Origin of the sequence: Microvirga puerhi (assembly GCF_020089865.1) — a bacterium.
GTDB lineage: Bacteria > Pseudomonadota > Alphaproteobacteria > Rhizobiales > Beijerinckiaceae > Microvirga > Microvirga puerhi.
In genome coordinates, this window is sequence record NZ_JAIRBM010000008.1 from 144,519 (window position 1) to 170,241 (window position 25,723).

The 25,723-nt window shown below is 64.2% G+C and carries 22 protein-coding genes; 10 read left to right on the top strand and 12 right to left on the bottom strand.

Translation table 11 applies throughout. The features are described 5' to 3' along the window. Positions 1-81 precede the first annotated feature (81 nt). The 3 genes from K9B37_RS12760 to K9B37_RS12770 are packed head-to-tail and all read left to right on the top strand — an operon-like array spanning position 82 to position 2,300. The gene (locus K9B37_RS12760) at positions 82-1,281 is read left to right on the top strand and encodes a multidrug effflux MFS transporter (protein WP_224313457.1); all 1,200 of its coding nucleotides are present in this window, start codon (positions 82-84) and stop codon (positions 1,279-1,281) included. Between the two features lie 35 nt (positions 1,282-1,316). Continuing rightward, complete coding sequence (locus tag K9B37_RS12765) at positions 1,317-1,817, top strand: cupin domain-containing protein (protein WP_224313458.1); 501 nt, start codon at positions 1,317-1,319, stop codon at positions 1,815-1,817. A gap of 21 nt (positions 1,818-1,838) precedes the next feature. Continuing rightward, the gene (locus K9B37_RS12770; RefSeq protein WP_224313459.1) at positions 1,839-2,300 is read left to right on the top strand and encodes a GNAT family N-acetyltransferase; all 462 of its coding nucleotides are present in this window, start codon (positions 1,839-1,841) and stop codon (positions 2,298-2,300) included. 100 nt (positions 2,301-2,400) lie between these two features. On the opposite strand, the gene K9B37_RS12775 is transcribed toward K9B37_RS12770, so the two are convergent. Continuing rightward, a complete protein-coding gene (locus K9B37_RS12775; protein ID WP_224313460.1) occupies positions 2,401-6,399 on the bottom strand; it encodes a beta strand repeat-containing protein in 3,999 nt (1,332 codons plus the stop codon). A gap of 263 nt (positions 6,400-6,662) precedes the next feature. Then, positions 6,663-8,792, bottom strand: coding sequence for a transglycosylase domain-containing protein (locus K9B37_RS12780; protein ID WP_224313461.1), 2,130 nt, complete (start codon positions 8,790-8,792; stop codon positions 6,663-6,665). Positions 8,793-8,980: 188 nt separating this feature from the next. Between K9B37_RS12780 and K9B37_RS12785 the strand changes: the two genes are divergently transcribed. After that, entirely contained in the window at positions 8,981-10,267 is a 1,287-nt protein-coding gene (locus K9B37_RS12785; RefSeq protein WP_224313462.1) for a cation:proton antiporter, read from the top strand. Here K9B37_RS12785 and K9B37_RS12790 read toward each other — a convergent pair. Further along, entirely contained in the window at positions 10,233-11,672 is a 1,440-nt protein-coding gene (locus tag K9B37_RS12790) for a UdgX family uracil-DNA binding protein (RefSeq protein WP_224313463.1), read from the bottom strand. The genes K9B37_RS12785 and K9B37_RS12790 overlap by 35 nt on opposite strands. A 264-nt stretch (positions 11,673-11,936) precedes the next feature. Between K9B37_RS12790 and K9B37_RS12795 the strand changes: the two genes are divergently transcribed. Beyond that, positions 11,937-12,692: a phosphatase PAP2 family protein gene (locus K9B37_RS12795; protein WP_224313556.1), complete on the top strand. Its 756-nt coding sequence runs from the start codon at positions 11,937-11,939 to the stop codon at positions 12,690-12,692. Continuing rightward, on the top strand, positions 12,689-13,246 hold the full coding sequence (locus K9B37_RS12800) for a regulatory protein RecX (RefSeq protein WP_224313464.1): 558 nt from the start codon (positions 12,689-12,691) through the stop codon (positions 13,244-13,246). Before K9B37_RS12795 ends, K9B37_RS12800 begins: the two co-directional genes overlap by 4 nt. Before the next feature lie 6 nt (positions 13,247-13,252). Here K9B37_RS12800 and K9B37_RS12805 read toward each other — a convergent pair whose 3' ends face one another. After that, positions 13,253-13,660 (bottom strand): ester cyclase, encoded by a 408-nt coding sequence (locus K9B37_RS12805; RefSeq protein WP_255616564.1) that lies wholly within the window; start codon positions 13,658-13,660, stop codon positions 13,253-13,255. 138 nt (positions 13,661-13,798) lie between these two features. Beyond that, positions 13,799-14,125, bottom strand: a complete 327-nt coding sequence (locus K9B37_RS12810; protein WP_224313466.1) for an ATPase inhibitor subunit zeta — start codon at positions 14,123-14,125, stop codon at positions 13,799-13,801. A gap of 396 nt (positions 14,126-14,521) precedes the next feature. Here K9B37_RS12810 and K9B37_RS12815 point away from each other — a divergent pair, with 396 nt between their 5' ends. Further along, positions 14,522-15,430 carry a DMT family transporter gene (locus K9B37_RS12815; RefSeq protein ID WP_224313467.1) on the top strand — a complete coding sequence of 303 codons (909 nt, stop codon included), beginning with the start codon at positions 14,522-14,524 and terminating at the stop codon, positions 15,428-15,430. A 50-nt stretch (positions 15,431-15,480) separates the two neighbouring features. Here the strand turns inward: K9B37_RS12815 and K9B37_RS12820 are convergent, their stop codons facing one another. Beyond that, on the bottom strand, positions 15,481-16,044 hold the full coding sequence (locus K9B37_RS12820; protein WP_224313468.1) for a DUF1345 domain-containing protein: 564 nt from the start codon (positions 16,042-16,044) through the stop codon (positions 15,481-15,483). A 208-nt stretch (positions 16,045-16,252) separates the two neighbouring features. Here K9B37_RS12820 and K9B37_RS12825 point away from each other — a divergent pair, with 208 nt between their 5' ends. Then, positions 16,253-16,675 carry an OsmC family protein gene (locus K9B37_RS12825; RefSeq protein ID WP_224313557.1) on the top strand — a complete coding sequence of 141 codons (423 nt, stop codon included), beginning with the start codon at positions 16,253-16,255 and terminating at the stop codon, positions 16,673-16,675. A gap of 197 nt (positions 16,676-16,872) precedes the next feature. Here K9B37_RS12825 and K9B37_RS12830 read toward each other — a convergent pair whose 3' ends face one another. Beyond that, the gene (locus K9B37_RS12830; RefSeq protein ID WP_224313469.1) at positions 16,873-18,066 is read right to left on the bottom strand and encodes a winged helix-turn-helix domain-containing protein; all 1,194 of its coding nucleotides are present in this window, start codon (positions 18,064-18,066) and stop codon (positions 16,873-16,875) included. 247 nt (positions 18,067-18,313) lie between these two features. Here K9B37_RS12830 and K9B37_RS12835 point away from each other — a divergent pair, with 247 nt between their 5' ends. Further along, complete coding sequence (locus tag K9B37_RS12835) at positions 18,314-19,816, top strand: MDR family MFS transporter (protein ID WP_439651723.1); 1,503 nt, start codon at positions 18,314-18,316, stop codon at positions 19,814-19,816. A gap of 39 nt (positions 19,817-19,855) precedes the next feature. On the opposite strand, the gene K9B37_RS12840 is transcribed toward K9B37_RS12835, so the two are convergent. From K9B37_RS12840 to K9B37_RS12860, 5 genes are all read right to left on the bottom strand, one after another. After that, on the bottom strand, positions 19,856-21,040 hold the full coding sequence (locus K9B37_RS12840; RefSeq protein ID WP_224313471.1) for an ABC transporter permease: 1,185 nt from the start codon (positions 21,038-21,040) through the stop codon (positions 19,856-19,858). Next, positions 21,037-21,993, bottom strand: a complete 957-nt coding sequence (locus K9B37_RS12845) for an ABC transporter ATP-binding protein (RefSeq protein ID WP_224313472.1) — start codon at positions 21,991-21,993, stop codon at positions 21,037-21,039. Before K9B37_RS12845 ends, K9B37_RS12840 begins: the two co-directional genes overlap by 4 nt. Continuing rightward, a complete protein-coding gene (locus K9B37_RS12850; RefSeq protein WP_224313473.1) occupies positions 21,990-22,982 on the bottom strand; it encodes an HlyD family secretion protein in 993 nt (330 codons plus the stop codon). Before K9B37_RS12850 ends, K9B37_RS12845 begins: the two co-directional genes overlap by 4 nt. Further along, entirely contained in the window at positions 22,979-23,623 is a 645-nt protein-coding gene (locus K9B37_RS12855) for a TetR/AcrR family transcriptional regulator (RefSeq protein WP_224313474.1), read from the bottom strand. The genes K9B37_RS12850 and K9B37_RS12855 overlap by 4 nt, the downstream gene beginning before the upstream one ends. Before the next feature lie 94 nt (positions 23,624-23,717). Further along, positions 23,718-23,963, bottom strand: coding sequence for a hypothetical protein (locus K9B37_RS12860; protein ID WP_224313475.1), 246 nt, complete (start codon positions 23,961-23,963; stop codon positions 23,718-23,720). 197 nt (positions 23,964-24,160) lie between these two features. Between K9B37_RS12860 and K9B37_RS12865 the strand changes: the two genes are divergently transcribed. Then, positions 24,161-25,720 carry a helicase HerA domain-containing protein gene (locus K9B37_RS12865; protein WP_224313476.1) on the top strand — a complete coding sequence of 520 codons (1,560 nt, stop codon included), beginning with the start codon at positions 24,161-24,163 and terminating at the stop codon, positions 25,718-25,720. Positions 25,721-25,723: the final 3 nt, after the last annotated feature.

Consider the following 25,723-nt stretch of genomic DNA (forward strand, 5'->3'; position numbering starts at 1 on the left):
CCGAATCCGGTAAGAGGAGGTCGTGACAGATGCGCATTTTGCGCTTAGTCCGGCATGTCCCGTTCCTGCTGCGCCGCTGCCATGCTCAAGCCCGATACCCTTGCCCTGACGATTCTGCTCGCGCTTCTGACGTCGCTCGGGCCGCTCTCGACCGACATGTATCTGCCGGCCCTGCCGTCGATCGCGGTCGAGCTTGGGGCAAGCACGGGACAGGCGCAGCTCACCCTCTCGGCCTTTCTCCTCGGCTTCGCGGCCGGGCAATTCTTCTATGGTCCGATTTCCGATAGGGTCGGCCGGAAGCCGATGCTGCTGTTCGGTCTCGGGCTCTTCACGCTCGCAAGCCTCGTCTGCGCCGTCGCGCCGTCCATCGAGACCCTGATCGCCGCCCGTTTCCTGCAGGCGCTCGGCGCCTCTGGCCCCATCGTCCTGGCCCGTGCCATCGTGCGCGACTTCTACGAGGGGCCGCGCGCGGGGCGGGAATTGTCGCGGATGGGCACGATCATGGGCGTCGTCCCGGCCCTGGCGCCGGTGATCGGAGGCTTGGTCACCCAGGCGGGCGGCTGGCGCATGAACTTCATCGTCACCATCCTGGGCGGCGCCGCGCTCGCCGCCGCGGTGGTCTGGCGGCTGCCTGAACCGATCCGGCAGAAATCGCCTCACCCCATATCCTTCCCGGCGATCCTCAGAGGATTCCGCAGCCTGCTGCGCCATCCGGCCTACCGGATCTATGTGGCCCTGGCGATGCTCACCTATGGCGGCCTGTTCGCCTTCATCTCCGGCTCTTCCTTCGTGCTGCAGGAGATCTACGGCCTCGGCCAGCTCCCTTACGCCTTCTCGTTCGGCTTCATGGTGATCGGCTACATTGCCGGCACATCGCTGGCGCAACGCCTCGTCGGGCCGCGCGGCCTCGACGGCACGATCCGGATCGGCGTGACATGCCTCGCGGCGGGCGGCCTGCTCATGCTGGTCCTGGTGGCGATCGGGATCGGTTCCTTCATGGCGATCACCGGCCCCATGGCGATCTATGCCCTCGGCGTCGGCCTGACCATGCCGCAGGCCATGGCCTCGGCCCTGATGCCGTTCCCGGAGCGCGCCGGCGCCGCCTCGTCGCTGCTGGGGATCTGCCAGATGACTTTCGCGGCGATTCTCGGCATCGTGCTCGGCCAGAATCTCGGAGCCTCCGCGCTGCCGCTGCCGCTCACCATCGCGGCGACCGGAACGCTTGCCCTGCTGCTCTTCTCCGCGACGGGACGGGCGCGGAGCAGCGAGGCGGCGGCCTGATCGCTACGATCGCATGTTTCTTCGAAAGGCTGACCATGTCCCACGGTGAACGTCCCTCCTTCATCCGGAACTACAGCGACATCCAGAACGACGACGGTGTGCGGTTTCAGGGAACGGATGAACTCAGAAGCATCGGTTCTCCCTTCTCGCCGGCGCTCGGCCTGACGCGGCTCGGCATCCATCACGAACTGCTGCCGCCGGGCCGCAGAACGTCGCTTCCGCATGCGGAGAGCGCCGAGGAGGAGTTCGTCTATGTGCTCGAAGGAACGCCGGACGTCTGGATCGATGGCGATCTGTTCCGGCTTGCACCGGGCGACGGCGTTGGCTTTCCCGCCGGAACCGGGATCGCGCACAGCTTCCTCAACAACACCGACAAGCCGGTGCGGCTTCTGGTGGTCGGCGAGGCCACCAAGCCGGAGAACCGGATCGTCTATCCGGCCAATCCCGAACGCCGTGCGTTACGGACCGATTGGTGGGAGGATGCGCCGGTTCGTCCCCTCGGGCCGCATGATGGCAAGGCGCGCGCACCGAAATAGGTCCGAGAGACCGGGCAAGCCATGTTCACCATCCGCAGGGCCCATGCCAAGGATCGCAAGGCCATCGAGGCGATCGTGGAAGCTGCTTATTCCGGCTACGTTCCGCGCATCGGACGCGAGCCCGGACCGATGCTCGACGATTACGCGACGCTGATCGCGGATCATCGCGTGCACGTGCTGGTGGACGAGGACGGCATCCGTGGCCTCGTGGTGCTCGTGCTGGAAGAAACGGCGATGCTTCTCGACAATATCGCCGTCGATCCGCAGGCTCAGGGCCGCGGCTATGGACGAGCGCTTCTCGATTTCGCGGAACGGCGGGCTCGCGAAGCGGGATGCCGTGTCCTGCGCCTTTATACGAATGAAGCCATGACCGAGAACCTGACGCTCTATGGGCGCTTCGGTTTCGTTGAAACGCATCGCGCCGAGGAGAACGGCTTCAGGCGCGTCTACATGACGAAGCTTTTGTCGCCTCGCCATGCCTGACCGAGCGCTTTAGCCGGATTTGCCGGAGATTGCCGGCGGGCCGTGATGAAGCGTCGGTATCGGAGCGGCTCCGTGGGAGGAGGCCGCTCCGATCGTTTGATCAGATGACGAAGAAGGCGGAGGCCGTCAGGACCGGCTTCGTCGTGAGTGTCGCGACGAGGACCGCGCTGCCCGCTCCGTTCCCATCCGCATCGTAGAACACCTTGCCAGTGGCTTGGTCGTACATGATCCGGTCGTCCGCATCCATGGCGGCCGTTCCGAGCACGAAGGCCTTTGCCTGGAGCGCGCCGATGTCGAAGGCTCCAAAGCCTTTGAAGACAGACCGCGCCAGATAGATATGGTCGTTGTCCTTCGTGTTGAAGTCGAGGATCGTATCCGCACCGGCCTTGGTGGGATCCGTATCGAACAGGAACACGTCGGAACCGAGCCCGCCGGTCAGACGATCGTCGCCGGCCCCACCGGCGAGAGTGTCGTTCCCGGCGCCGCCGGAGAGCGTGTCGTGACCGCTGCCGCCGCGGATCAGATCCGCTGCTGCCGTGCCGGTGACGTTCTCAGGGCTCACGTCGCTGACGGTAAGCGTGAAGGTTTTGGAGATCGATGTCGTGCCGTCGCTCGCCGCGAGCTTGACCTGGAACGAAGTGGCCTGCTCGTAGTCGATCTTGGTGTTGTTCTTCACGCGCAGCTCGTTGTTCACGAGTTCGACGCGCCCGCCGCCGTCGTCGAGTAATGTGTAAGTCAGGCCGTTCTGATCCGGATCGTTGGCGTTGACGATCGCAATGGTCTGGCCGATTGCCGTATGTTCCTGAACCACCGTGTTCGACAGTTTCAGATCGACCGGGGCTTGGTTCACGTTCGTGACGGTGATCGCCACGGCACCCATGACCTTCGTGCTGTACCCGTCGGTGACATAGACGCCATAGTTGAAGGTGGTGTCCGCATTCACCTGGATCAGGGATGGATCTCTGACCTGGATCGTGCCGTTGACGATCTCGAACCGCCCGTCCCCGCTGACCTGCCCGTTGGTGCCACCCAGGGCATTGACGAAGGTGTAGTTCAACGGATCGTTGTCCGCATCCGTCGCAGACAGCGTCCCGACTACCGTGTGAGCGGCCGCTGACTCGGACACCTTGCCGTTGCCTTGGAGAACCGGTGCCGTCGGGACATGGTTTGCATCCGCGACATTGATCGCAATGGTGCTCGACGCCGAGCCGCCGTGGCCGTCGGACGCGGTCACCGCGTAGGTGAAAGTCTCGTTCTTATCGACCTGGAGCCATTGCGGATTGTTGACCACGACGGTCCCGTTCACAATCTTGAAGCGGCCGTCGGCGCTGATCAGGCCGTTGGAATTGGTTTGAGCCCAATCGAAGGTAAGAGTGAGAGGATCGCCGTCTGGGTCGGAGGCTGACAGCGTTCCGACAAGCTGCCCAGCGCTTGCCCTGTCGGTGGTGTTGCCGCCCACAAAGATCGGTGCGTTCGGCGCCTGGTTGACGTGTCCGACCGCAACCGAATTGACGGTCGCAAAATCGGTCACAGACGCTGTGGCTCCGCTCGAATCCGTGATGGTGATCGAGAAGGATGTGGCCTCGACGGTGCCGGCTGCCGCATTCGGCCTGTCGGTCGGATTAAACAAAAGCGACGCGACGGCTGCTCGCGCATCCTGGAGGATGCCGACGAAGGTGAAGATGCCAGTGGCGGCGTCGTAGGTGCCGCCCTGTACCGGCACGAGAGCCCCTTTGCCCGCGACATCCAGCATGATCTTGACGGTGACAACGTCGTTCGCATTCAGCTCGTTCATCGCCACATAGCCGAACGGCTGGACGAGATTCGCGTTCTCCGTATCGTAGATCGTGAAGAAGTGAGGGGCATAGGAGATCCATGGCGCACGGTTCACCGTGGTGGACGTGACCGACACGTTGGAGTTCGGCGTTGCCCCAGCACCTTCCACATCCGTCACAGTGACGGTGAAGCCGGTCGTCTGCGTGCTGCCGACCGCGCCATTAGGGCGATCGGTCGGATCAAAGACGAGGTTGCGCAAGGCGTCCTGAACCTGCGCCGCCGTTCCCGTGACGGTGTAGCGCAGCGTTTGCGGATCATAGGAGCCGATGCCGCCGGTATTCGTCAGCACGCCATCATTGTGGTTCATGGTGACGACGGCCGTTACCGTGGCGCTGTCGGTGTCCGTGACGGTGATCGACGAGAATGGATTGATGACTTGGTTGTCGTCCACGTTCAGGGTCACGGGAGAGCCAAGTCCGCCGATCACGGGAGCGGAATTGCTTCCGAGGATGCTGCCCTCGCCGACGAATTGGATGTGCTCGATGTTGGCGAGCTTGGTCCCGTCATAGTTCTTGACCGAGATGATGACCGTGTCGTTGCCGCTATACTGGCCGTTGAGCTCGATGACGACATCACCAAGGTCGCGGATATAGTAGACATCATCGCCGTCGCCGCCGATCATCGTATCGTTGCCGGCGCCGCCATCGAGGGTGTCGTTCCCGTAACTGGTGCTGGTCAGCTTGTTGTCGCTGCTATTGCCGATCAGGGTTCCATTGTACGCCGTGCTGACCAGATTCTCGAAATCGGCCTTAAGCGTGTAGCTGGAAAGATAGGTTTGGATGGTGTCGATGCCGCCGACATCGATCAGCACGTCGTTGATATCGCCCGTGATGTAATAGTCGTCGCCAAGCCCACCGACAAGCGTATCGACGTAGCCATCGCTGCCGGCGAGCGTATCGTTGCCGTTGCCGCCGTCCAAGGAATCGCTGCCGCCGAAGCCGCTGATCTGGTCGTTGCCGTCGCCGCCCACGAGGGTGTTGTTATTGGCGCTGCCGGTGATCGTGTCGTTGCCGCCTGAGCCGATCAGCACGTTGATCTTGTAGATCCTGTCGACCGCAACTCGGGTGCCGTTGAAATATTCGTCCACCCATCCCTGGTCGATGTTGGCGTTGACCGCTCCTTTGCTCGGGCTGAGATCCTCGTAGGTGAGCACTGTCGTAAAGTTGCCGGTGATGGAGTTCCCGCTCGGCTGCGCGAAATTGCCGCTCGGCCCCATGCCCCCATGCACGGTGTCTTTGCCCTCGTTGGCAAAGATCGTGGTCCCCTTGCCGGCGTACAGAACGTCGTTCCCAAGGCTGCCGTCGATCGTGGAAAGGACATTGCCGCCATAGATCGTGTCGTTGCCTTCGCTGCCGACCAAATAGGTGACGTTGGACAGCGTGTCCTCGCCCTGGCCGCTCACATGGTTGGTGATCAGATTGGCGTTGATTGCCTGGGTGCCGAGATAGACAACTTGGCCGTTGATGAGCGTGTCGTTGCCGGCACCGCCAATGAGCATGTCGTCGTTGCCGCCGCCGGTCAGGGTGTCGTTGCCGGCGCCACCGTCGATGATCCAGCCGGTGGCTGAGTTGCCGGCATAGATGACGTCGCCCTGCGCAGAGCCGGTGACCGCTTCGATATTGAGATAGGTGTCGAGGCTGCCCCAGGTGTCGGTTCCGGTACGGGACTGATAGGTCGCGGTGCCAAAGGTCCAGGCGGCATCGCTCAAGTTGACGACGATGCCCCCGCCGCCCGTCTCCTCCGCGTAGGAAACCAGATCGTAATCCCCGTCGCCGCCATCCATAGTGTCGTTGCCGGCCCCACCGACGAAATAATCATAGTCGGCATCGCCCTTGAGCAGGTCGGCGGCGCTACTTCCATAGAGTGTGTCGTTGCCGTCACCGCCGGAAATGGTGACAGCCGTCGTGGCGCTCAGATCGCCGAGCACGTCGTCGTCCATCGTGCCCGTAATGGTGTTGGCCGCGAGAGGCGCCGGGGCCATCGTGGTCTGCGTGCTCGATTCGTGGGATGTGGTACCGGCGAGGGACGCCGTTGTCTCAGTGTCGATGATCGGAGGCAGGCCCGGAACGTGGTCGGGACGTGTGCCCGGGATATGCGCTAGCGTTGCCGGAACGGAATCATCGGAAGGGGCGCCGGCCGCGGCTAAGATGTCGGACTCGACCTGGATCTTGCCCGCATCGGCGCCTTTGCCCTCGAGGACGCTCAAGGCCTTCGGCTGCGCTACGCTCGTTCCGTTGCCACGGTTGGAAGCAAACCTCGTCATGACGCCCCTCTCCTCCGAAAGCGCCCGCCATCGCTGGCTCGGACGCAGATATGATCTGTTACGTTATGACAGATCATATCTAAACCGTCCGCCATCACAGCTCTCTGCCCGGGGAGGGAACTGCCGCCAAAAATGCCGTCGTGAGCTTGCAAAAATAGCGATATGCCCCCCAGCAATTGCTGGAAGGATCAGGGGTGCATCGCACGGTTGAAAGTGCGACTCGAAGCGACGCCGCGCGGATGCAGCGTCGAATCGCCGAAGTGTCAGAGCCCGAAGAGCTTCTCGAAGAAGTTCTTGTCCCGGGCGTTGCTGCGGGCCGGTTGTGGCTGGATCCAGGCGCTTTCACGGGGCGATCCGACAGACGGAATCTCACCCGCGCTCGCCACCGGCGTGTCCGCCGGAATCTGCTGGAAATACTCGCTGCCGGGCAGAGGGACGGGCTTCTGGTCCTTCAGGGCGACCTTCATGAAATTGTGCCATACCTCGGTCGGAAGATTGCCGCCGGTGACGCGCTTGGTCAGCGCCCCGTCGTCGTTGCCGAGCCAGACGCCTGCTACCAGCGAACCCGTGAAGCCGACGAACCAGGCGTCCTTATAGTCATTGGTGGTGCCCGTCTTGCCGGCCATGACCCAGCCGGGGATCTGCGCGCGCTTGGCGGTGCCGATGACGAAGGTATTGTGCATCATCTCGTTCATCATCGCGACGGCACCGGGATCCACGACGCGGCCGAGCCCGCCGCCCGCAGGGCGCCTGTAGACGACCTTGCCGTCCGTCGTCTTCACCTGAGTGATGACGTAGGGGATGACGCCGTTGCCGCCATTGGCGAAGGCCGCATAGGCGCTCACGAGCTCCAGCGGTGTCACCTCGGAGGTGCCTAGTGCCAGCGACGGATTGGCCTGCAACGGCGACGTGATGCCGAGCCGCTGCGCGGTCTGAACCACCGCCTTCGGGCCGACTTCCAGATTGAGCTTGACGGCAATGGTGTTGAGCGACAGGGCGAGCGCATCGCGTAAGGTCACCGGGCCGCGGAATTTCCGATCATAGTTCTCGGGCGTCCAGCCCTTGTAGTTGACGGGCGAGTCGTCCCGGACGTCATTGGGCGTCCGGCCCTGCTCGACTGCCGTCAGATAGATGAACGGCTTGAAGGAGGAACCGGGCTGCCGCCTTGCCGCCGTGGCACGGTTGAACTGGCTCGTCTCGTAGTTTCGCCCGCCGACGAGGGCCTTCACAGCGCCCTCTGGCTGCAGGGCCACGAAGGCACCCTGGCTGACATTGAATTTCTGGCCCTTCGAATCGAGCTCGTCCACCAGCGCCCGCTCGGCCGCACTCTGCAGAGACGGGTCGATGGTCGTCGAGACCACGATGTCCGACTCGATGGTCCCGACGAAGTCGTCGAGCACGTCCATCACGTAATCGGCCGCATAGTTCATCGAGCCGGCGCCCTTCTGGCGCACGGGCTGGGCCGGAGCGCCGAGCGCTGTCTTTGTCATGCCGGGCGTGATGAAGCCGAGCTCGTTCATGGCGGCGATCACGAGTTCCGCGCGGGCCTGCGCCGCCTCCGGATTGCGGTTCGGCGCCAGGCGTGAGGGCGCCTGCACGAGGCCCGCGAGCACGGCCGCCTCCGACAGGGACACATTGCGCGCCGACTTGCCGTAATAGCGCTGGGCAGCCGCCTCGACGCCATAGGCGCCGGCGCCGAAATAGACCCGGTTCAGATAGAGTTCGAGGATTTGATCCTTGGTGTAGTTGCGCTCCAGCCAGAGAGACAGGATCGCCTCCTGGATCTTGCGCGAGGCGGTTCGCTCCTGGGTCAGGAACAGGTTCTTGGCGAGCTGCTGGGTCAGGGTCGAGCCGCCCTGCAGGCCTCCCCGATGAGCGACGTTGCGGAAGAGAGCGCGCGCGATGCCGATCGGATCGACGCCGAAATGGTCGTAGAAGCGCCGGTCCTCGATGGCCACGAAAGCCTTCGGCAGATAGGGCGGCAGTTCCTTCAGAGTAACGGTCTGTCCGCCGGTCTCACCCCGGTTGGCGATAAGCGAGCCGTCGCTTGCCATGATGGCGATGTTTGGCGGCCGCTTCGGCACGGTGAGCTGGTCGATGGGCGGAAGCTGCGCGGCATAATAGGCCACGACGGCGCCGACCGCGATGATGCCCCAGAGGCACAGGACGATGCCGCTATAGACGAGCCGCCGCAGGAAAGAGCCGCCACGGCGGCGCTTGACCTTTTTGGTGCGCGTCGCACGGCGCGGCGGTGAACCGCTGCCCTGAGAACTCCGCTTCTGCGCCATTCTGCCCCCTGCGCGATCCTCGGGCGAGAGGCGGACATCCATCTCCCCCGCATCGGTCGCCGGCGCCTCGAAGGACGGCTCGCGCCGGTCGCGTCCGTTCGCCACGTCTTACCCCGTTATCATGCAGCCGCTTCGTGCAGCCTTATCGCATGTTCTGGAGCACTGTAATTGTGGCGGTTTAAGGGGCGGTTAAGTCTTGTTTGCGGAATTCAGTCCGCTTGAGTCGGATCCGTCACGCCCGGATCATGGTGCCGCAGGGGGAACTGCCGAGCTTGCAGGGCGTTCGCTGTCTCATGGACTCTTATATCGTCGTCCTGACAGGCTTCGGGGTGGTGGTTCTGCTCACTGCCTGGCTGCCGATGGTGCTCAAAGAGCTGCCGCTGACGCTGCCGATCTTCTGCGTCGCCCTCGGCGCGGCCGTGTTCGCGATTCCCAAGGTGCCAGGCATCATGCCACATCCCGGCGAGCGGATCGAAGTCGTCGAGCGCTTGAGCGAATTCGTGGTGATCATCGCCCTTCTGGGAGCCGGTCTCAAGATCGACCGCCCCTTCGACTGGCGCCGCTGGCGGGTGACTTGGCGGCTGCTCGGAATCGCCATGCCCCTGACCATTGCCGCCTTCACGATTCTTGGGCGCGCCCTGTTCGGAATTGGTATCGCCACTGCGCTTCTCCTGGCAGCCTCTCTTGCCCCGACCGATCCGGTCCTCGCCAGCGACGTGGAAGTGGGACCGCCGGGGAGCGGCGAGGAGGATGAGGTCCGTTTCTCCCTGACCTCCGAGGCGGGCCTCAACGACGGGCTGGCCTTTCCATTCGTGCTGCTGGCGATCTTCCTGACGCAAGAGGCCAGTCTGAGATCGTTCACGATCTGGGTCGCTTATGCGGTGATCTGGAAGACTATCGCAGGCATCGGCATCGGGCTCCTGGCTGGGCGCGGACTCGGATGGCTCACCTTCCACTTGCCGAACCGCGCCCGTCTCTCCCGCACCGGCGTGGGCTTCGTGGCGCTCGGGATCACCTGCCTCGTCTATGGCCTGTGCGAGATGGCCCACGGATACGGATTCATCGGCGTTTTCGTGGCCGCGCTCGCCCTGCGCTCGACCCAGCGCGAGCACGATTATCACCGGCGCCTGCACGATTTCGCCGAGGAACTCGAGCGCCTCTTGATGATGATGCTCCTTGTTCTGTTCGGCGGCGCGATCACAGGAGCGCACCTCTTCGACACACTCACCTTGCCGGCCGTTCTCTTCGCTCTGACGGCGATCTTTCTGGTGCGCCCGCTCTCCGGTCTCGTCAGTCTGATCGGGATCAAGCGGCCGATGGACGAGAAGCTGACGATCAGCTTCTTTGGCATCCGCGGAATCGGCTCGGTGTATTACCTCGCCTACGCGCTTCCCAAAGGCGCCTTCGAAGCACCGAACCTTCTCTGGAGCACCACGGGCTTCATCATCCTGGTCTCCATCCTCCTGCACGGCGTGACGGTGACACCAACCATGAGGCATCTCGACCGGCGCCGGCAGATTCGGGACCGCCGGGGTAAGACGTCCACTACTCGGCCGCGAGAGGCAGTTCACCCGTCGTAAGATCGGCCTTGGCCAGATCGCGAATGTGCGCGAGGTCACGAACGAAAGCCTCATAGGCCTGCCGTTTGGTCTCTTCGTCCGGAAGGCGGAGCAGATAGGACGGATGCACCGTGATGTAGCCGTTCATATTCCCGAACATCGCGCGGCCGCGGGATCGCGAGATCGGCGTCGACTTGCCGGTCAGGGCCAAAAGGGCGGTGCCGCCGAGGGCCACGACGAGCTTGGGCTTGACCAGCTCCAGCTCCTTCATCAGCCAGGGCCGATAGTGCTTCACCTCGCCGGCGGTCGGCTTCGAATGGATGCGGCGGTGGCCGCGCTGCTCGAATTTGAAGTGTTTCACCGCATTGGTGAGATAGACCTTGTCGCGGTCGATGCCGGCCTCTTTCAGCGCCTTGTCGAATAGGCGGCCTGCGGGCCCTACGAAGGGCCGGCCCTGCCGATCCTCCTGATCGCCCGGCTGCTCGCCGACGAACACGATGTCCGCGTGGGCGGGACCCTCGCCGAACACGGCCTGGGTGGCGCCGGGCACCAGGGGGCCTGCCTCGGCAATGACGGTATTGAGGGCGCGCAGGGATTTCGGCTCCTCGTCCCACATGACTTCGACCGTGTGATCCGGATTGCGTTTGGTGGGCATGGTGCTCTCCTGCTCGATCATCTGTTCAACGCGCTTCGACGCCGTTTGGATCGGGCTCGTGACTGCGGCAGGTTCGAAGATATGCCGAACTTTCTCCGGCATCTCCGCCTGTACGACCCTCGGATTCTCCCGTGCCGGATTCAACATGCTCTCGTAGTAGCCGAGCCAATCGGCCTCGAAATCGTCCTCGTCCGGCACGTCCTCCCGGCGCGCCGACGGTCCGAGCGTGAGCGTCTCGCGGTCCCAGTGCAGGGATCCGATCGGCGTGAGGATGGACCATTCGATGGACCGGAAGCGATCGACAAAGAAGGGCGCCGCCGCTTCCAGGATGAAGTGATCCGGTTCGAACCATGCGACGAACCGTTCGAGATGTTCGCCTCCGACGCGACGGAAACGCAGGAAGGCGTGCATCTTGTGCAGGTCGCGCCGGACGGCATGCGCCATCAGGTCGAGACGGTGCACGAGCGGATCGCTCGGAATCTCGAGAAGCTCGCGCTCGCCGTTCAGAACCCGCCAGACGAGCTGATAGAGCAGGGTGTAGCGCTCCGGATCCCTGTGGCAGATGACGAGACCGATGGTCTCTCCGACGGCTCGAGGCAGGGAGACCGCAGGCGCTTCGCCTTCCACCTCGTGGCCGAACAGATCCGGCTCCTTCGTCACGGCGAAGACGACATGCTGAGGCGCGAGTTCCTCAAAGATCAGCCGACGCACGGCCTGGCGAAAGCCGTCGATGTCGGCGCCGTCGTTGAGGGTGATGCGATGAGGAGCCATGCAAAAAGCCTCAGCTGTTCGGGTTTTCGATGAGCTGCCGGCAAAGATCCTCACCGGCGAGAATGCCCCGCTTTTGGGCTAGCCTGTCGTCCATGGTCTTGCCTTTTGTTCTATATTTGTTCTAACAAAAAGGCGTGAGTCTGGCGAGGGCGACAGGGGAGGCGCGAAGTCGCATCGGCCAAGGGCCGAGTGTTCCCGCAGGACTCGAGACGACGACTCATGGCTGACCTCGTCAGCCGGACCCCGGACCCTTATCTTGACTGCATGAACATGCTACCGGCTTCTGTCACCCGCCTCTGGCTCCGCCTGCGCCTCAACGAGATCGGCCCGCTGATCTCGTTGGCCGGGTTCGGGCTCTTCGCCTGGATCTTCATTGTTCTCGCGGACGAGGTCTTCGAGGGCGAGACCCATGCCCTGGACAGTGCCCTTCTCCTGGCCTTGCGCGATCCGCAAAATCCCGCAAACCCCATCGGGCCGGGCTGGCTCGAGGAAACGGCGCGGGACATCACGGGTCTCGGCGGCTACGCCATTCTGACTCTCGTGACCGTTTCGGTGGTGATCTACCTGCTCATGGCGGGTAAGCGGGGCGCTGCCGCACTGCTCGCGGTGGCCGTAATCGGCGGAACGCTTCTCTCGACCGGTCTGAAGATGGGCTTCGAGCGGCCGCGGCCCGATCTCGTGCCGCATGCAACACGGGTCTATACCGCGAGTTTCCCGAGCGGCCACGCCATGCTGTCCGCCGTCACCTACCTGACCCTCGGTGCCCTGCTGGCGCGGGTCCAGGAGCGGCGGCGCATCAAGGCATTCATCGTAGGTCTAGCGGTAGCCGTGACCCTGCTCGTGGGCATCAGCCGCATCTATCTCGGCGTGCATTGGCCGAGCGACGTTCTCGGCGGCTGGGCGGTCGGCGCCGCATGGGCATCCCTGTGCTGGTTCGTGGCGTTGCAGTTGCAGCGGCGGGGCCAGGTCGAGAAGCCCGGAGAAGTCGACAAGCCTGGCGGAACATCGGCGCCCGCATGACCGATGACGAACGCAAACCGGCCCGCAAGCCGCCGCGCAAGATCACGCCGGCCTATCTGCAACGGGCGGCTATGGCCTATCTCGAACGCTATGCCTCCTCGGCCGAGAACTTACGCCGGGTGCTTCGCCGCAAAGTCGAGAACCGCTGCCGCCTGCGTGGCGAGGACCCGGCGGAATTCAGCGATGCCATCGACGAGGTGGTGGCAAGGAGCCTGCGCGCCGGCCTGATCGACGATACGCGCTATGCGGAGGCGCGGCTTGCGAGCTTGCGCCGGCGCGGCGGCTCGACACGCTCCATCCGGGCCAAGCTCGCGCTCAAGGGCGTCGACCGGGACACCATCGCGACGGTCATGGCTGGCGAGGAGGAAGGCGCCGACCAGGAGGAGCAGGCAGCCCGCGCGCTTGCCCGTCGCCGGCGAATCGGCCCGTTCCGGTTGGGAGAACGCGCACCCTACCGCGACAAGGATCTCGCCATTCTGGCGCGCGCCGGCTTTCCCTTCACTCTCGCCCGCCGCGTCATCGACGGTGATGTGACGGGCGAGGACGAGACCTAGAATCCTTCAGTTTCGGCGCGCAAAGAGCTGAGCTTCGATCGCCGCCTTGTCGATCACCGACCACACCTGCACGATCCTTTCGTCGCGAAATTCATAAATCACGTTCTCGGCAAACGAGACTTTTCTGCCGTCGACAGGGAGGCCCAGGAACATCCCCTTGGGTGTGCAATCGAAGCCTATCCGGCTTGCGATGTAGGGCGGGTCGGACAGTAGCATCTGGACATCGAAAGAGAGGTCCGGAATGTCGTCGACGTCTCTCTTCAGCATGTCGCGGTAGCCCGATAGCCTGAGTCGCCGGCCGTTATGGACGACCTCCTCATGAACGAAGCGTCCGAGCGTTGGCCAGTCCCGCGCGTTCAGGCAGGCAATGTAGGCCCGGTAGAGCTCGCAGAGGTCGGATTTGAGCACGTGCATACCTCTCAACGAAAGGAATCGGCTCAGAGCTTAGGGTCAAATCCAATCAGAGTGCCATTGGCAGTCATCGACCTGCGGCAAGCATTCTATTCGTCTCGGTCGCCCTGGCATCGCGGTACGGAAAATCAACAGCCGACCTCATTGCGATGTGAGTTTGCGTGCGAGCGCTACCGCTGCGGCATCGAGGGAATCTCCTCGCGCCGTTGGCATCAGATTACCGGCTTTGAGCGTGAGCTCGGTCATGACATGCAGGATCTGCTCGTCCGTTTGGGCCACGCCTGCGGCATCGAAGTCCTTGCGAATTTTCCTGAACACGTCGGCGCGCTCCGGATCAACCGTGCCCCTCGCGAGAGCGTCGGAATAAGCATCGGCGTCCTGGCCCGTGATCCCCAATTTCTCTGCGGCCCATCTGCCGAGGAGCTTGTTGCGAAGAATCGTCTTTCCCACATCGTCAAAGCTGGCCATTCGAAATCCTCCGATTGCCGGCGATTGCGTTGAATGCCCTTCCAGTCAGCGGGTTCGGTCGCCAGGCGGATAGCGTCTTCGGGACCGATATACGTCACGAATTGGCATCAACGAAGGCGGCGATAACAGCTCGAAATGGCAAACCGCGCCCGTAAGGGAGATGCCATTCGGCTCTTCACGGGACTAATTACAACCCTGGTCTCTATCTCAAAGACACCGAGAAGCTCCACCGGGGTCGAGCGCAGGAAGGCCGTCGGGTCAAGCCGGTACAGGTCTTTCCAGAGACTGGACAAGTGACTACCGAGAGCTTCAAAAGCCTCCGATTCAACTGATTCACTGAACCCTCAGGGCGATTGAGCCACTTAGCTAGCGTCCAGTCCCGGTAAGGACCCACACTTGGCCCTCTTCGCCCTCGGCACGTCGCTGTGCATCGCACTAGCAACCCTCATCTCTGCCGAGGTGGTGAAGGCCGTCGGCGGCCCTATGGCGCTGTCGCGCTGGCGTATGCTCATCGGCTTCCTGATGCTGGCCATCATCGCCACAGCGGTGGGAGGCTGGAGCAGCGTGTCGGAAAGGCATTTTCCCCTCATCCTCCTCTCAAGCCTCGTCGCCATCGTTGTGGCGGACCCGGCACTGAACGCAGGCATTGCCCTGATCGGCGCACGCAGAACCGGGCTGATCTTCTCGTTGAGCGCACCGTTTGCTGCGGTGCTCGGCTTCCTGGTCCTCGGGGAGACGCTGGGCCTGAGCCAGCTGGTCGGATGCGCGCTGGTCACTTTTGGGATCGCGTTTGCGGTTGGCTTCAACCGTAGGCCCGCTTCCGAGCCGGACGCAGCGCGTAACAGTTCCGTTCATGCGGAAGTTCGGCTGTCGGCTGCGGGCGTTCTGCTGGCTGTGCTCGCCGCCTTCGGCCAAGCGGTTGGCATCCTCTCCATGCGGCCCGTGATGCTCGACCATCCCGATCCATTCGCCGTAATGGCGCTTCGGGGGCTCGTGGCCGTTGTTTTCCTGTGGGCATACCATTTCGCGTCACCGAAGACTTGGAAATCGGGCATCGGCATTCCGGACCGGCATACCCTGGCTCGTGTTTCGCTTGGGGTCTTCATTGGGTATGTGGCCGGTATGTCGATGCTGATGATTGCCTTGACCGCGACCAGCGTGGCGGTTGCCTCGACACTCTCCTCGATGGCTCCAGTCGCCATCCTGCCAATGCTCTGGCTGCGGACGGGTAACAGGCTCGCATGGCAGTCCTGGTTCGGCGCATGCGTGACGGTTCTTGGCACTGCCGTCTTATTCTGGCGCTAAAATATGGGACACAAGCCAGCATAAACGGCCAGGCTCAGCGGGTTTCAACCCTAGATCAGCCCGGCGCCGACATTGATCGCCAGCGCCAAAATGGTGGTGTTGAACAGGAAGGACAGGATCGTGTGCGCGAGCGCCAGGCGGCGCATGCGTTTGGACTCGATCATCACGTCCGAGGTCTGGGCGGCGGCGCCGAGATTGAAGGAGAAATACATGAAATCCCAGTAGTCGGGCCGCGGGGTCTCGGGAAATTTGAGGCCGCCCCGTTTGCCGGCGTCGCCGTAATATTCATGGGCGTAGTGGATCGCGAAGATCATGTGCACGAAGAACCAGGAGCACACGATCGTGATGCCCGCGACCGCCAGCCGGAAGGCGACGTCGTCTGTGCTCGTGCGGATGCCCTGCAGTTCCACCGCGATCGCCGCGAGGCTCGCCACCGCGGCGAGAAGCGTCAAAATCAGCAGGACGAGCGCGCCCTCGTCTTCCTTCTGGGCGCGGCGCTGCATCATGCTGATCGTGGAGCGATAGGCCAGGACGCCGATCATCGCCACATAGACGATGACGCCCACATCCCACCCGATCAGGATCCGCGAGTTCGGCTTGAAGCTGCCGGGCAAGGCAAATCCGACTGCTACGCCGATTGCTATGGCGATGAAAAGGCGCGGATGGTGGCGGGCTGGAATACCGAACATGACTTAAACGTTCCCACGGGGACTCTACACGATGCCGCTCGCCGAGGCTCAACGACCAAATGGCCGGGAGCCGGGCTGGAGGCTTCATCAAAGCGTCCTAGATGAGAGCATGCAACGCACAAGGGAGATCATGATGAATCGTAAGGCAAGGGCCGTATGGCAGGGCACGGGTCGGGACGGCAGCGGCCATCTCACGACGGATTCCGGCATCCTGTCGAGCACGCCCTATTCCTTCAAGACCCGTTTCGAGAACGAGAAGGGCACCAATCCGGAGGAGCTGATCGCTGCCGCCCATGCGGGCTGTTTCACCATGGCGCTGGCCTTCCAGCTGCAGGGAGCAGGTTTCACGCCGACCGAGCTCGCCACCGAGGCGGTGGTCTCGCTCGACAAGGAGGGCGAGGGCTTCAAGATCTCGAAATCGGCCCTGACGCTCCAGGCGACGGTGCCGGGAATCGACCGGACGAAGTTCGAGGAGCTTGCCCGCGCGGCCGAAAAGAACTGCCCGGTCTCGAAAGTCCTCAACGCCGAGATCACGATGAATTTTACCCTCGCATGAGGGTCTGACGAAAACTCCTCCGTCATTCCGGGGCGCACCAAAGGTGCGAGCCCGGAACCTATACCCACTGACGGTGCGGAATAAGGTACAATCTTTTCCGCTGCGTCCTGTCCGGCAACGTTGGTGTTTATGGGTTCCGGGCTCCGCTAACGCGACCCCGGAATGACAGCAGGGCGATCAGAGAAAGACGGTCTTCCTCACAGCCCCAGTCGCCGCGCCCAGGTCTTCGGCGCGGTGATGTCGCTCAGGCCGAGCCAGTCGGCCATCAGGCGTAATTCCGCGCCCATGGGTTCCGCAATCTCGTCCGGATGGCAGGACGCCTCCGGATGGATGGCATGGACGATAAGGCGGCCAGCCGCGCGGTCGGCCTTCAGGTCGAGCCTTGCGACGATCCTGTCGCCGAGCAGGAAGGGCAGGCAGTAATAGCCGAATTCCCGCTTCTCCGCCGGTGTATAGATTTCGATCCGATAACGGAAATCGAAGAGGCGTTCCGTCCGGCTGCGCTCCCAGACGATGGGATCGAACGGCGAGACGAGCGCGCGTGCTTCGATCTTCCGCGGCAGGCGCGCCTGCGGGTCGAGATAGACCGGACCGCTCCAGCCCTCCACGGTGACGGGGACGAGGTCGCCAGCCTCGACGAGTTCCGGAATCCGCTTCTTCGCGTCCGTCGTGTCGAGGCGGAAATAGTCGCGCAGGCAGCGCTCGCTGGCGATGCCGAGGGCCCGGATCGACAGGCGCAGCAATTCCCGCTGTGCCTCGTCCTCCGAAGGTGTCGGCGCATTCAGCACTGAACTGGGCAGGACCCGCTCCGGCAGGTCGTAGAGCCGTTCGAACCCGCGCCGGGTCGCGGTCGTGACCTCTCCGGCCCAGAACAGCCATTCGAGCGCCCGCTTGCCGTCGCTCCAGCCCCACCAGGACCCCTGGCCCTTGCCACCGATCGACAGTTCGCCTGCGCCGATGGGTCCCCGTGCGGCGATCTCCCGCTTCACGTCCTCGATGAAGGCGCGCTTTTCCCGGCCGAACCGGGCAATCCCGCCATAGATCCCCTCGCCGCGGGCGGCCCGGTCCATACGCCAGCGGAACAGGGGGTGAAGGTCGAGACGGATCAGGGACGCCTCATGGCCCCAATATTCGAAGGCGGTGCGCTTGCGGGGATGATACGCCGCCCGTTCCAGAAGCTCGCGGTCATAGGCGCCGAGCCGGGAGAACAGCGGCATGTAATGCGCCCGCACCAGGACATTGACCGAATCGATCTGAAGCAGATTCGAACGCTGGAGCACCCGCGCCAGGTGGCGGGAGGAGGGTGCGTCGGGACGGCCGTCGGAGAAACCTTGGGCCGAAAGAGCGACGCGGCGCGCCTGGGCGAGAGAGAAGCGGGTTCGGGCAGCCATGGGTGAACAATTGTAGAACTTTCGTCCAGCTAGCCCGATCCGCAACGGAACGGCAAGCCCATTCCTGCGCTCTTCCCCCATGGATTGCCTCGGATTGTCGCCGGAGAAGACAGGTCAGCGTCGGAACCCGCACGCCGCCGGTGCGTAAATCCTCATGGCGGTCTATACGCATATCTGGCCTGCGGCAGAGTTCCAGGACAAACCGGCCCTCTTTTCCTAGAAGGGCGGCAGCAACGCGATGGACATCATGGATCAGCCCACGTCACAGACCCTGCGGCAGCCACAGGCTCCGGCCCTCAGCCAAGCCGAGATTCGCACGATCATCCTCGGCATCATGCTGGCGATGCTCCTTGCGGCGCTCGACCAGACCATCATCGCCACCGCCCTGCCGACCATCGGCCGGGACCTCGGCGATCTGGAGCATCTGCCCTGGATCGTGACGGTCTATCTGCTGACGGCCACGGCCGTCACGCCGCTCTATGGGAAATTCAGCGACAGCCATGGCCGGCGCATCACCATGCTGATCGGCATCGTGGTGTTCATGATCGGATCCATCGCCTGCGCGCTCGCGCCGACCATGATCGTGCTGATCCTCGCCCGCGGTCTCCAGGGGCTTGGCGGCGGCGGACTGATCGCCCTCGGCCAGACCATCGTTGCCGACCTCGTGGCGCCGAAGGAACGCGCGAAATATCAGGTCTACTTCGCCAGCGTCTTCATGACGTCGAGCCTCATCGGGCCGGTACTCGGCGGCTTCTTCGCGGAGCATCTGCACTGGTCGGTGATCTTCTGGATCAACCTGCCCCTCGGCCTCGTGGCGCTGCTGATCGCCTATCACGGTCTCAAGAAGCTGCCGCGGCACGACCGCCCGCACCGGCTCGATCTGCTCGGCGCCCTGCTTCTCGTCGCGGCGACCGTCTCGCTCCTGCTGGCGCTGAGCTGGGGTGGATTGCGCTATCCCTGGGGATCCCTGCCGATCCTCGGATTAGTCGCGGCGTCGGTGGTCCTTTGGGTGCTCTTCGGCCTGCGCATGCGGACAGCTCCGGAGCCGCTGATTCCGCCGGGCGTCCTGCACAATCCCGTGGTCCGCATGGGCACCCTGTCCGCCTGCTTCGGCATGGGGACCTATATCGGCCTCACCATCTACCTCCCGATCTATTTCGAGGCTGTGCGCGGAATATCCGCGAGCTCCTCGGGTCTCGCGCTGATCCCGCTCATGGTCGGCACCGTCGCCGGCGCGACATTCTCGGGCCGCGCCATGGCTCGGGTGAAGCATTACAAACGCCTGCCCATGGTCGGACTGTCGGTCGCCATTCTGGCGACGGCCGTGCTCGCCCTTTTCGCCGGCCGGGTTCCGTTCATCGGCATCGAGATCATCCTGGGAGTGATCAGCATCGGGCTCGGGACGCTGCTTCCGGTCTCGACCGTGGCGATCCAGAACGCGGTGGCGCTGCACGATCTCGGCGCAGCGACCGGAGCGGCCAACTTCTTCCGGTCTCTCGGCGGCGCCTTCATCGTGGCGATCTTCGGCGCCATCGTGCTTGGCGGAGCCGGATTGAGCGAGGGCGGCAGCTTCGAGACGCTCGCCGCCACGGCGGCAAGCCGCGGCGTGAATCTCGCGGACGTGTTCGCCTATGTGTTCATGGCGGCCGTCGTCGGCTTCGGTCTGGCGCTCGCCTTCATACTTGCCATGGAAGAGCGGCCCCTGCGCGGCGGATCGGTCAAGGCGGCGGAGGCGGCGATCGCGGATTGACGGTTTTGCGGGAGCGGTCCCGCTTTGCCAGAAAAGGCTCTAGTCGAGGGTCTGGCGGAACCGCGCCACCGCGAGTCCCATTGCCGCGAGGGTGAAGAGGCCGAGCGCCAGCACATCCACCTGCAGGTCCACGAAGGTCGCGCCTTTCAGCATGATCCCGCGCACGATGCGTAAGTAATGGGTCAGCGGCAGGATCTCGCCGACCGCTTGCGCCCAATCCGGCATGCCGCGGAACGGGAACATGAAGCCCGACAGCAGGATGTTGGGCAGGAAGAAGAAGAACGACATCTGCATCGCCTGAAGCTGGCTCTTGGCGATGGTCGAGAAGGTGTAGCCCACCGACAGGTTCGCCAGGATGAAGAGCAGGGTCAGCACAACCAGAAGTCCGAGGCTTCCGACGACCGGCACGCCGAAAAGCAGCTTCGCGGCGCCGAGGATCAGACCCGCCTGCAATCCGCCGACCACCAGATAGGGCGCGATCTTGCCGAGCATGATCTCGACCGGCCTGATCGGCATGGAGAGCAGGCTCTCCATGGTGCCGCGCTCCACCTCGCGGGTCACCGACAGGGCGGTGAAGATCAGCATGGTGAGCGTCAATATCGTCCCCATCAGGCCAGGCACGATGTTGAGGCGCGTTTCGCCTGCGGGATTGTAGCGACGGTGGATCCGCAGCTCGAAGGGAAGCTCCTGCGGCGCGCGCGATGCGACCGGGCCGATCAGGTCGCGGGAAAAGACGATCGTGGTCAGGCCCTGCAGGGCTGCAACTGCGCCACCGGCGGCAACGGGATCGCTCGCGTCGGCGACGACGAGGATGGCGGGGCGCTCGCCGCGGATCAGGTCGCGGCCGAAATGCGCCGGGATCTGCACGCCGAACTGGACGCGCCCCGATAGGATCAGGTGATCGAGATCCTCCTCGCTCGTGGCGCGCGTGCGGATGTCGAAATACTCACTGACTTGCATCGCCGCGACGAAGGAGCGCGAAAAGCTGCTCTCGTCCTGGATCAGGACGGCGGTCGGCAGATGTTTGGGGTCGGTGTTGATGGCGTAGCCGAACAGGAGGAGCTGCGTGAGGGGGATGAAGATCATTGTCGCGAAGGTGATCCTGTCCCGTCGCAGTTGCAGCAATTCCTTGATGAACGCAGCGTAGATGCGGGTCAGCGCGGCGCGAAAACCCCGGGTCCGCCGGTCGACGGCCGATCGGTCGGTTCCCGCGCCGGCGCTCATGCGAAATTGTCCTTCGTGCGGCTCATCAGATCGATGAACACGTCCTCGAGGGTCGCCTCGCCCGGAGACCAGACCTGTGGGCCTTGTTCCCGCAGATCTTTCGTCGCCGCATCGAGCCTCGCGCGGTCGCGGCCGCTGACGTGGAGCGCAGTGCCGAAAGGAGCCACCATGTCGACGCCGTCCATAGCCTTGAGCCGCTCCGCGAGTTCGGCGAGGTCGGGACCCGTCACGATGTAGGTCGCCAGATGTGCATGGGCGATCACCTCGTCCACCGTGCCCTGCGCCAGCAGCTCGCCATAGGCGATGTACGCGATTTCGTGGCAGCGCTCCGCTTCGTCCATGTAATGGGTCGAGACGAGCACGGTCATGCCCTGGTGGGCGAGGGTGTGGATCTCGTCCCAGAAGTCTCGCCGCGCCTTCGGATCGACGCCGGCGGTCGGCTCGTCGAGCAGCAGGAGTTCCGGGCCGGGCAGGATGCAGGCGCCGAGCGCCAGACGCTGCTTCCAACCGCCCGACAACTCGCCCGCGAGCTGGCTCGCGCGGTTCTCCAGCCCGAGGCGGCGGATGGCGCTGTCTGCCGCAGCGTGCGGATCGTCGAGGTTGTAGACCCGCGCGACGAATTCCAGGTTCTCGCGGACCGACAGGTCCGCATAGAGCGAAAAGCGCTGGGTCATGTAGCCCACGTGACGCTTGATCTCGGCCGATTGGGTGAGGATGTCGTAACCCAGACAGGTTCCATGGCCGCTGCCGGGGGTGAGAAGGCCGCAGAGCATGCGCAGGGTCGTGGTCTTGCCGCTGCCGTTCGGCCCAAGAAAGCCGTAGATCAGGCCGCGATGCACCTGCATCGACAGGTTCTTCACCACCGGACGCCCGCCGAAGGACTTGGTGAGGCCCTGCACATCGATGACGATGTCGGGAACCTCCGCAGCGCGCGTCGCGATGGCCCCGGTCATGACGACAGCTCCGGCTCCGGCAGGGAGACGCTCACCGGCAGGCCGATCGGGAGGGTTGCGCCACCTAAAGGCTGCGCCTCGATGCGAAACACGAGCTTGCCGCGCTCCTGCTCGCTGAAGATGACCGGCGGCGTGTATTCCGCCTGCCCCGACATGAAGACGATCTTGGCCTTCAGGGGTGCCTGACAGCCGTCGCAGGTCACAGCGACGATCCGTCCGAGGGCGAAAGCGTTCAGCCGCGGCTCGGGCACATAGAAGCGGATGCGACGGTTCTCCGGCGGCAGGAGCGCCAGGACCGGCTGACTGGCATTCACGGTCTCCCCGGTGCGGAAATAAACATCCTGGACCTGCCCGTCGACCGATGCATTCACTTGACGCTTGGCCAGGCGGGTTTCGGCCTGATGGAGGGTCGCTCCCGCCGCCTCGACGGCCGCCTCTGCAGCACGGATCTCGGCGGCGCGTCCCGCGATCTGGCCGGCCTGGATCTGTCTCTGAACCTCCTGAAGCGCCGCCCTGTCGCGCTCGAAGGCCGACTTGGCCTGGTCGAACTGCGCCTTGGCGGCGATGCCGCGGTTGAAGAGGGTCTGCTGACGGTCGAGTTCGGCCTGGGAGAGGTCGAGCTGAGCCTTCGCCCGCTCTTCCTGCGCCCGCAGCACGGCAATCTCCTCCGGACGCTGGAGAGCAGCCTCCAGATTGGCCAGCTGCGCCTTCGCCTGCTGGAGCCGCGCGTCGGCTTCGTTGCGTTGCGCGATCTGCATGGATGCATCGAGCGCGAAGAGGAGCTGGCCAACTTTGACCTGGTCGCCCGTTTCTACCGTCAGCCGGTCGATCCGCCCGCCATCCTCCGGCGCCATGAACATGAGGTAGCCTTCCACATAGCCCTGGAAGCGGTCGGGATCGTGGCGTTCCCGGCCGTAGAGCCAGAAGGCTGCACCGGCGACTGCCAGAACCAGGACCGCTACGAGCACGACGACACGGGTCCTGGTCATGACAAGGGACCCTTCAGGGCCTTCATCATCAGTGCGAGATGCGTCTCCAGCATCGCTTCCACATCGATGGGATCGATGGTCTGGAAAAAGGCGGTCCACAGAAGCGCCAGCAGGCCCGGAGCGATGGCGAGCTGGGGAAAGCGCACGATCGCGTCGGAGTGGAACTCTCCCGATGCGACGCCTTGCTCAGCAATGCCGCGCAGGAGGTGCATGCCCCTGCTGATCACCTCTCGGTGATAGATCTCGGCGAGCTTTGGGAAACGCCCCGCTTCGGCGAGGATCAGCCGGACGATGTCCACGCGGCGGGTGCCGAGGATCTCCTTGCGCAGGAAGGAGAAGAGACCCCTGAGCTTGTCCTCGGCCGAGGCCTCGAGAGCCAGGATATGCTGCTCGATGACCCCGATGGGCCCGCCGATCTCGGAGCGGATCAGGGTCTCCAGCAGCGCCTGTTTCGACGGCACGTAGAGATAGATCGTTCCTTTGGCGACGCCTGCCCGCGCCGCCACCTCGTCGAGCCGCGCATCGGTGAAGCCCTTTTCCAGAAAGATATCGAGCGCTGCATCGAGAATGGACTGGAGCTTGGCCTGGCGGTCCTCCTCCTTGCGGGCGGGAGCGCTCCGGGGCATGCGCTGCTTGGTCATCGCGGGCAGCCTCATCAATATATGACTGACTGGTCAGTCATTATATCACATGGCAATGCCTTGTCGACGTGTTTGTGAGGGTAGCTGCATTCGCCTAGAGACGGCCTCGGATGAGAATCCACACAGCCGTTCCCATGATAAGGGCCATGAGGGCGAACCCCATCCACTCGAAGGCCGTCTGCATGCGGGCTGTTCCGGCGGGGGGTGAGTTTGCTTCGGGGCCCTCCTCGAGAACCGTGCGGCTGCCGGCGGCCCGAAGCGCGACATGGCAAGTTCCCTGCCGGGGAGGAAAAGCGTCGCAAAGGCCGAGATCGAGGTCGAAGGAAATGGTCGATGGCATCGCTCCCTCCGAAGCCGGTTTCAGGGGCGGTCGACGGTCTCGACATAACCCGCTATCGCGGCGGATTTGGGATCCCTGCGGCTTCGTGGCTGGGGATAGGGCCTCAAGCCTGTGGAGCATTCCCGGATTCCTGGCACTTCCGCAGGCTTTGCCGTGTTAGGAGGGCGTCGGATTTTTCGTTGGACACGAGGAGGCGCATGAAGGTCGGGATCGATATGGGGCAGGTGTCCGGGGGGCAGGTTGCGGGCGGAGCGCCCGGCAATACCGCCATGCTCGACCTTGAAGAGCTCCTGGCGACGCGCCTTCTGGTCCAGGGCAATTCCGGCTCCGGCAAGTCCTATCTCCTACGCCGTCTCCTGGAGCAGAGCGCCTCCCTGGTGCAGCAGGCCGTCATCGATCCGGAAGGCGACTTCGTCACGCTCGCCGACAAGTTCGGCCACGTGGTGGTCGATGCGTCCCGCAGCGAGGGGGACATCCAGCGCATCGCCGCGCGGGTGCGCCAGCACCGGGTCTCGGTCGTCCTGAGCCTGGAAGGACTCGACGCCGAGGCGCAGATGCGCTGCGCGGCGGCCTTTCTCGGCGGGCTCTTCGATGCCGATCGCGACTATTGGTATCCGATGCTCGTGGTGGTCGACGAGGCGCAGCTCTTCGCCCCGGCCGCCGCCGGCGAGGTCTCCGACGAGGCCCGAAAGGTCTCCCTCGGCGCCATGACCAACCTCATGTGCCGCGGCCGCAAGCGCGGGCTCGCAGGCATCATCGCGACCCAGCGCCTCGCCAAGCTTGCCAAGAACGTGGCGGCCGAAGCGTCGAACTTCCTCATGGGCCGTACCTTCCTCGACATCGACATGGCCCGCGCCGCCGATCTGCTCGGCATGGAGCGGCGGCAGGCGGAGATGTTCCGCGATCTCGAGCGCGGCCATTTCGTGGCCCTTGGGCCGGCCCTGTCGCGCCGCCCCGTTCCGATCCGGATCGGAACGGTGGAGACCGCGGCGCGCAGCGGCAATTTCAAGCTCCTGCCCCTCCCCGAAAAGCCGACGGAAGATGCGCGCGAGCTGATCTTCAAGGCCGGCCAGGACGAGATCGCGGCCCGCCCCCCCGTGGCCCGCCGCGTGCCTCCGCCTCCGCCCCCGGCGACGAACGATCTCCTGGCGCAGCTCGTCCGCGCCCGTCCGGCCGCCGCTCCCGAGCCGGAGGCGGAATCGACGGCGGAGACCAAGGCGGAGCGCGATGCCGCTCTCGATGCGATCCTGCGCGAGATCCTGGAGGATCCGGAGGCGGCCTTCCGGACGGTGGCCGTGCTGTATCAGGATTTTCTCGTGCGCTGCCGTATCCGCCGCGTCGGCGGCGAGCCCTTGAGCCTTCCCGTCTTCCGTCGCCGCCTTGCCGTCGCCAGGGCCGGGGTGAACACGCAGACCGCCGTGGGCTCGGACTGGGACCGCGCGGTGGCCTTTGCCGCCGACCTGGAGGAGGACATCCAGGGCGTCTACCTGCTCCTCGCCCGCGCGGCGATGGAAGGCGCGCCCTGTCCGCCGGACGGAGAGATCGCGCGGGCCTGCGGCAGCCGCTCGCCCGGCCGCGCCCGGCGCCTCGTAGCCTATATGGAAAGCCGCAATATCGTGGTGACCCGCAACGATCCGCGCGGCCTGCGCATCATCGCCCTGCCCGATCTCGGCTGGGAGACAGGCCCGGGCGATCCGAATGCCTTCGAGGAGCCGCAGGCATTGGGCGGCCAGGACCTTTTCGCGCTGGGCTCTTAATAC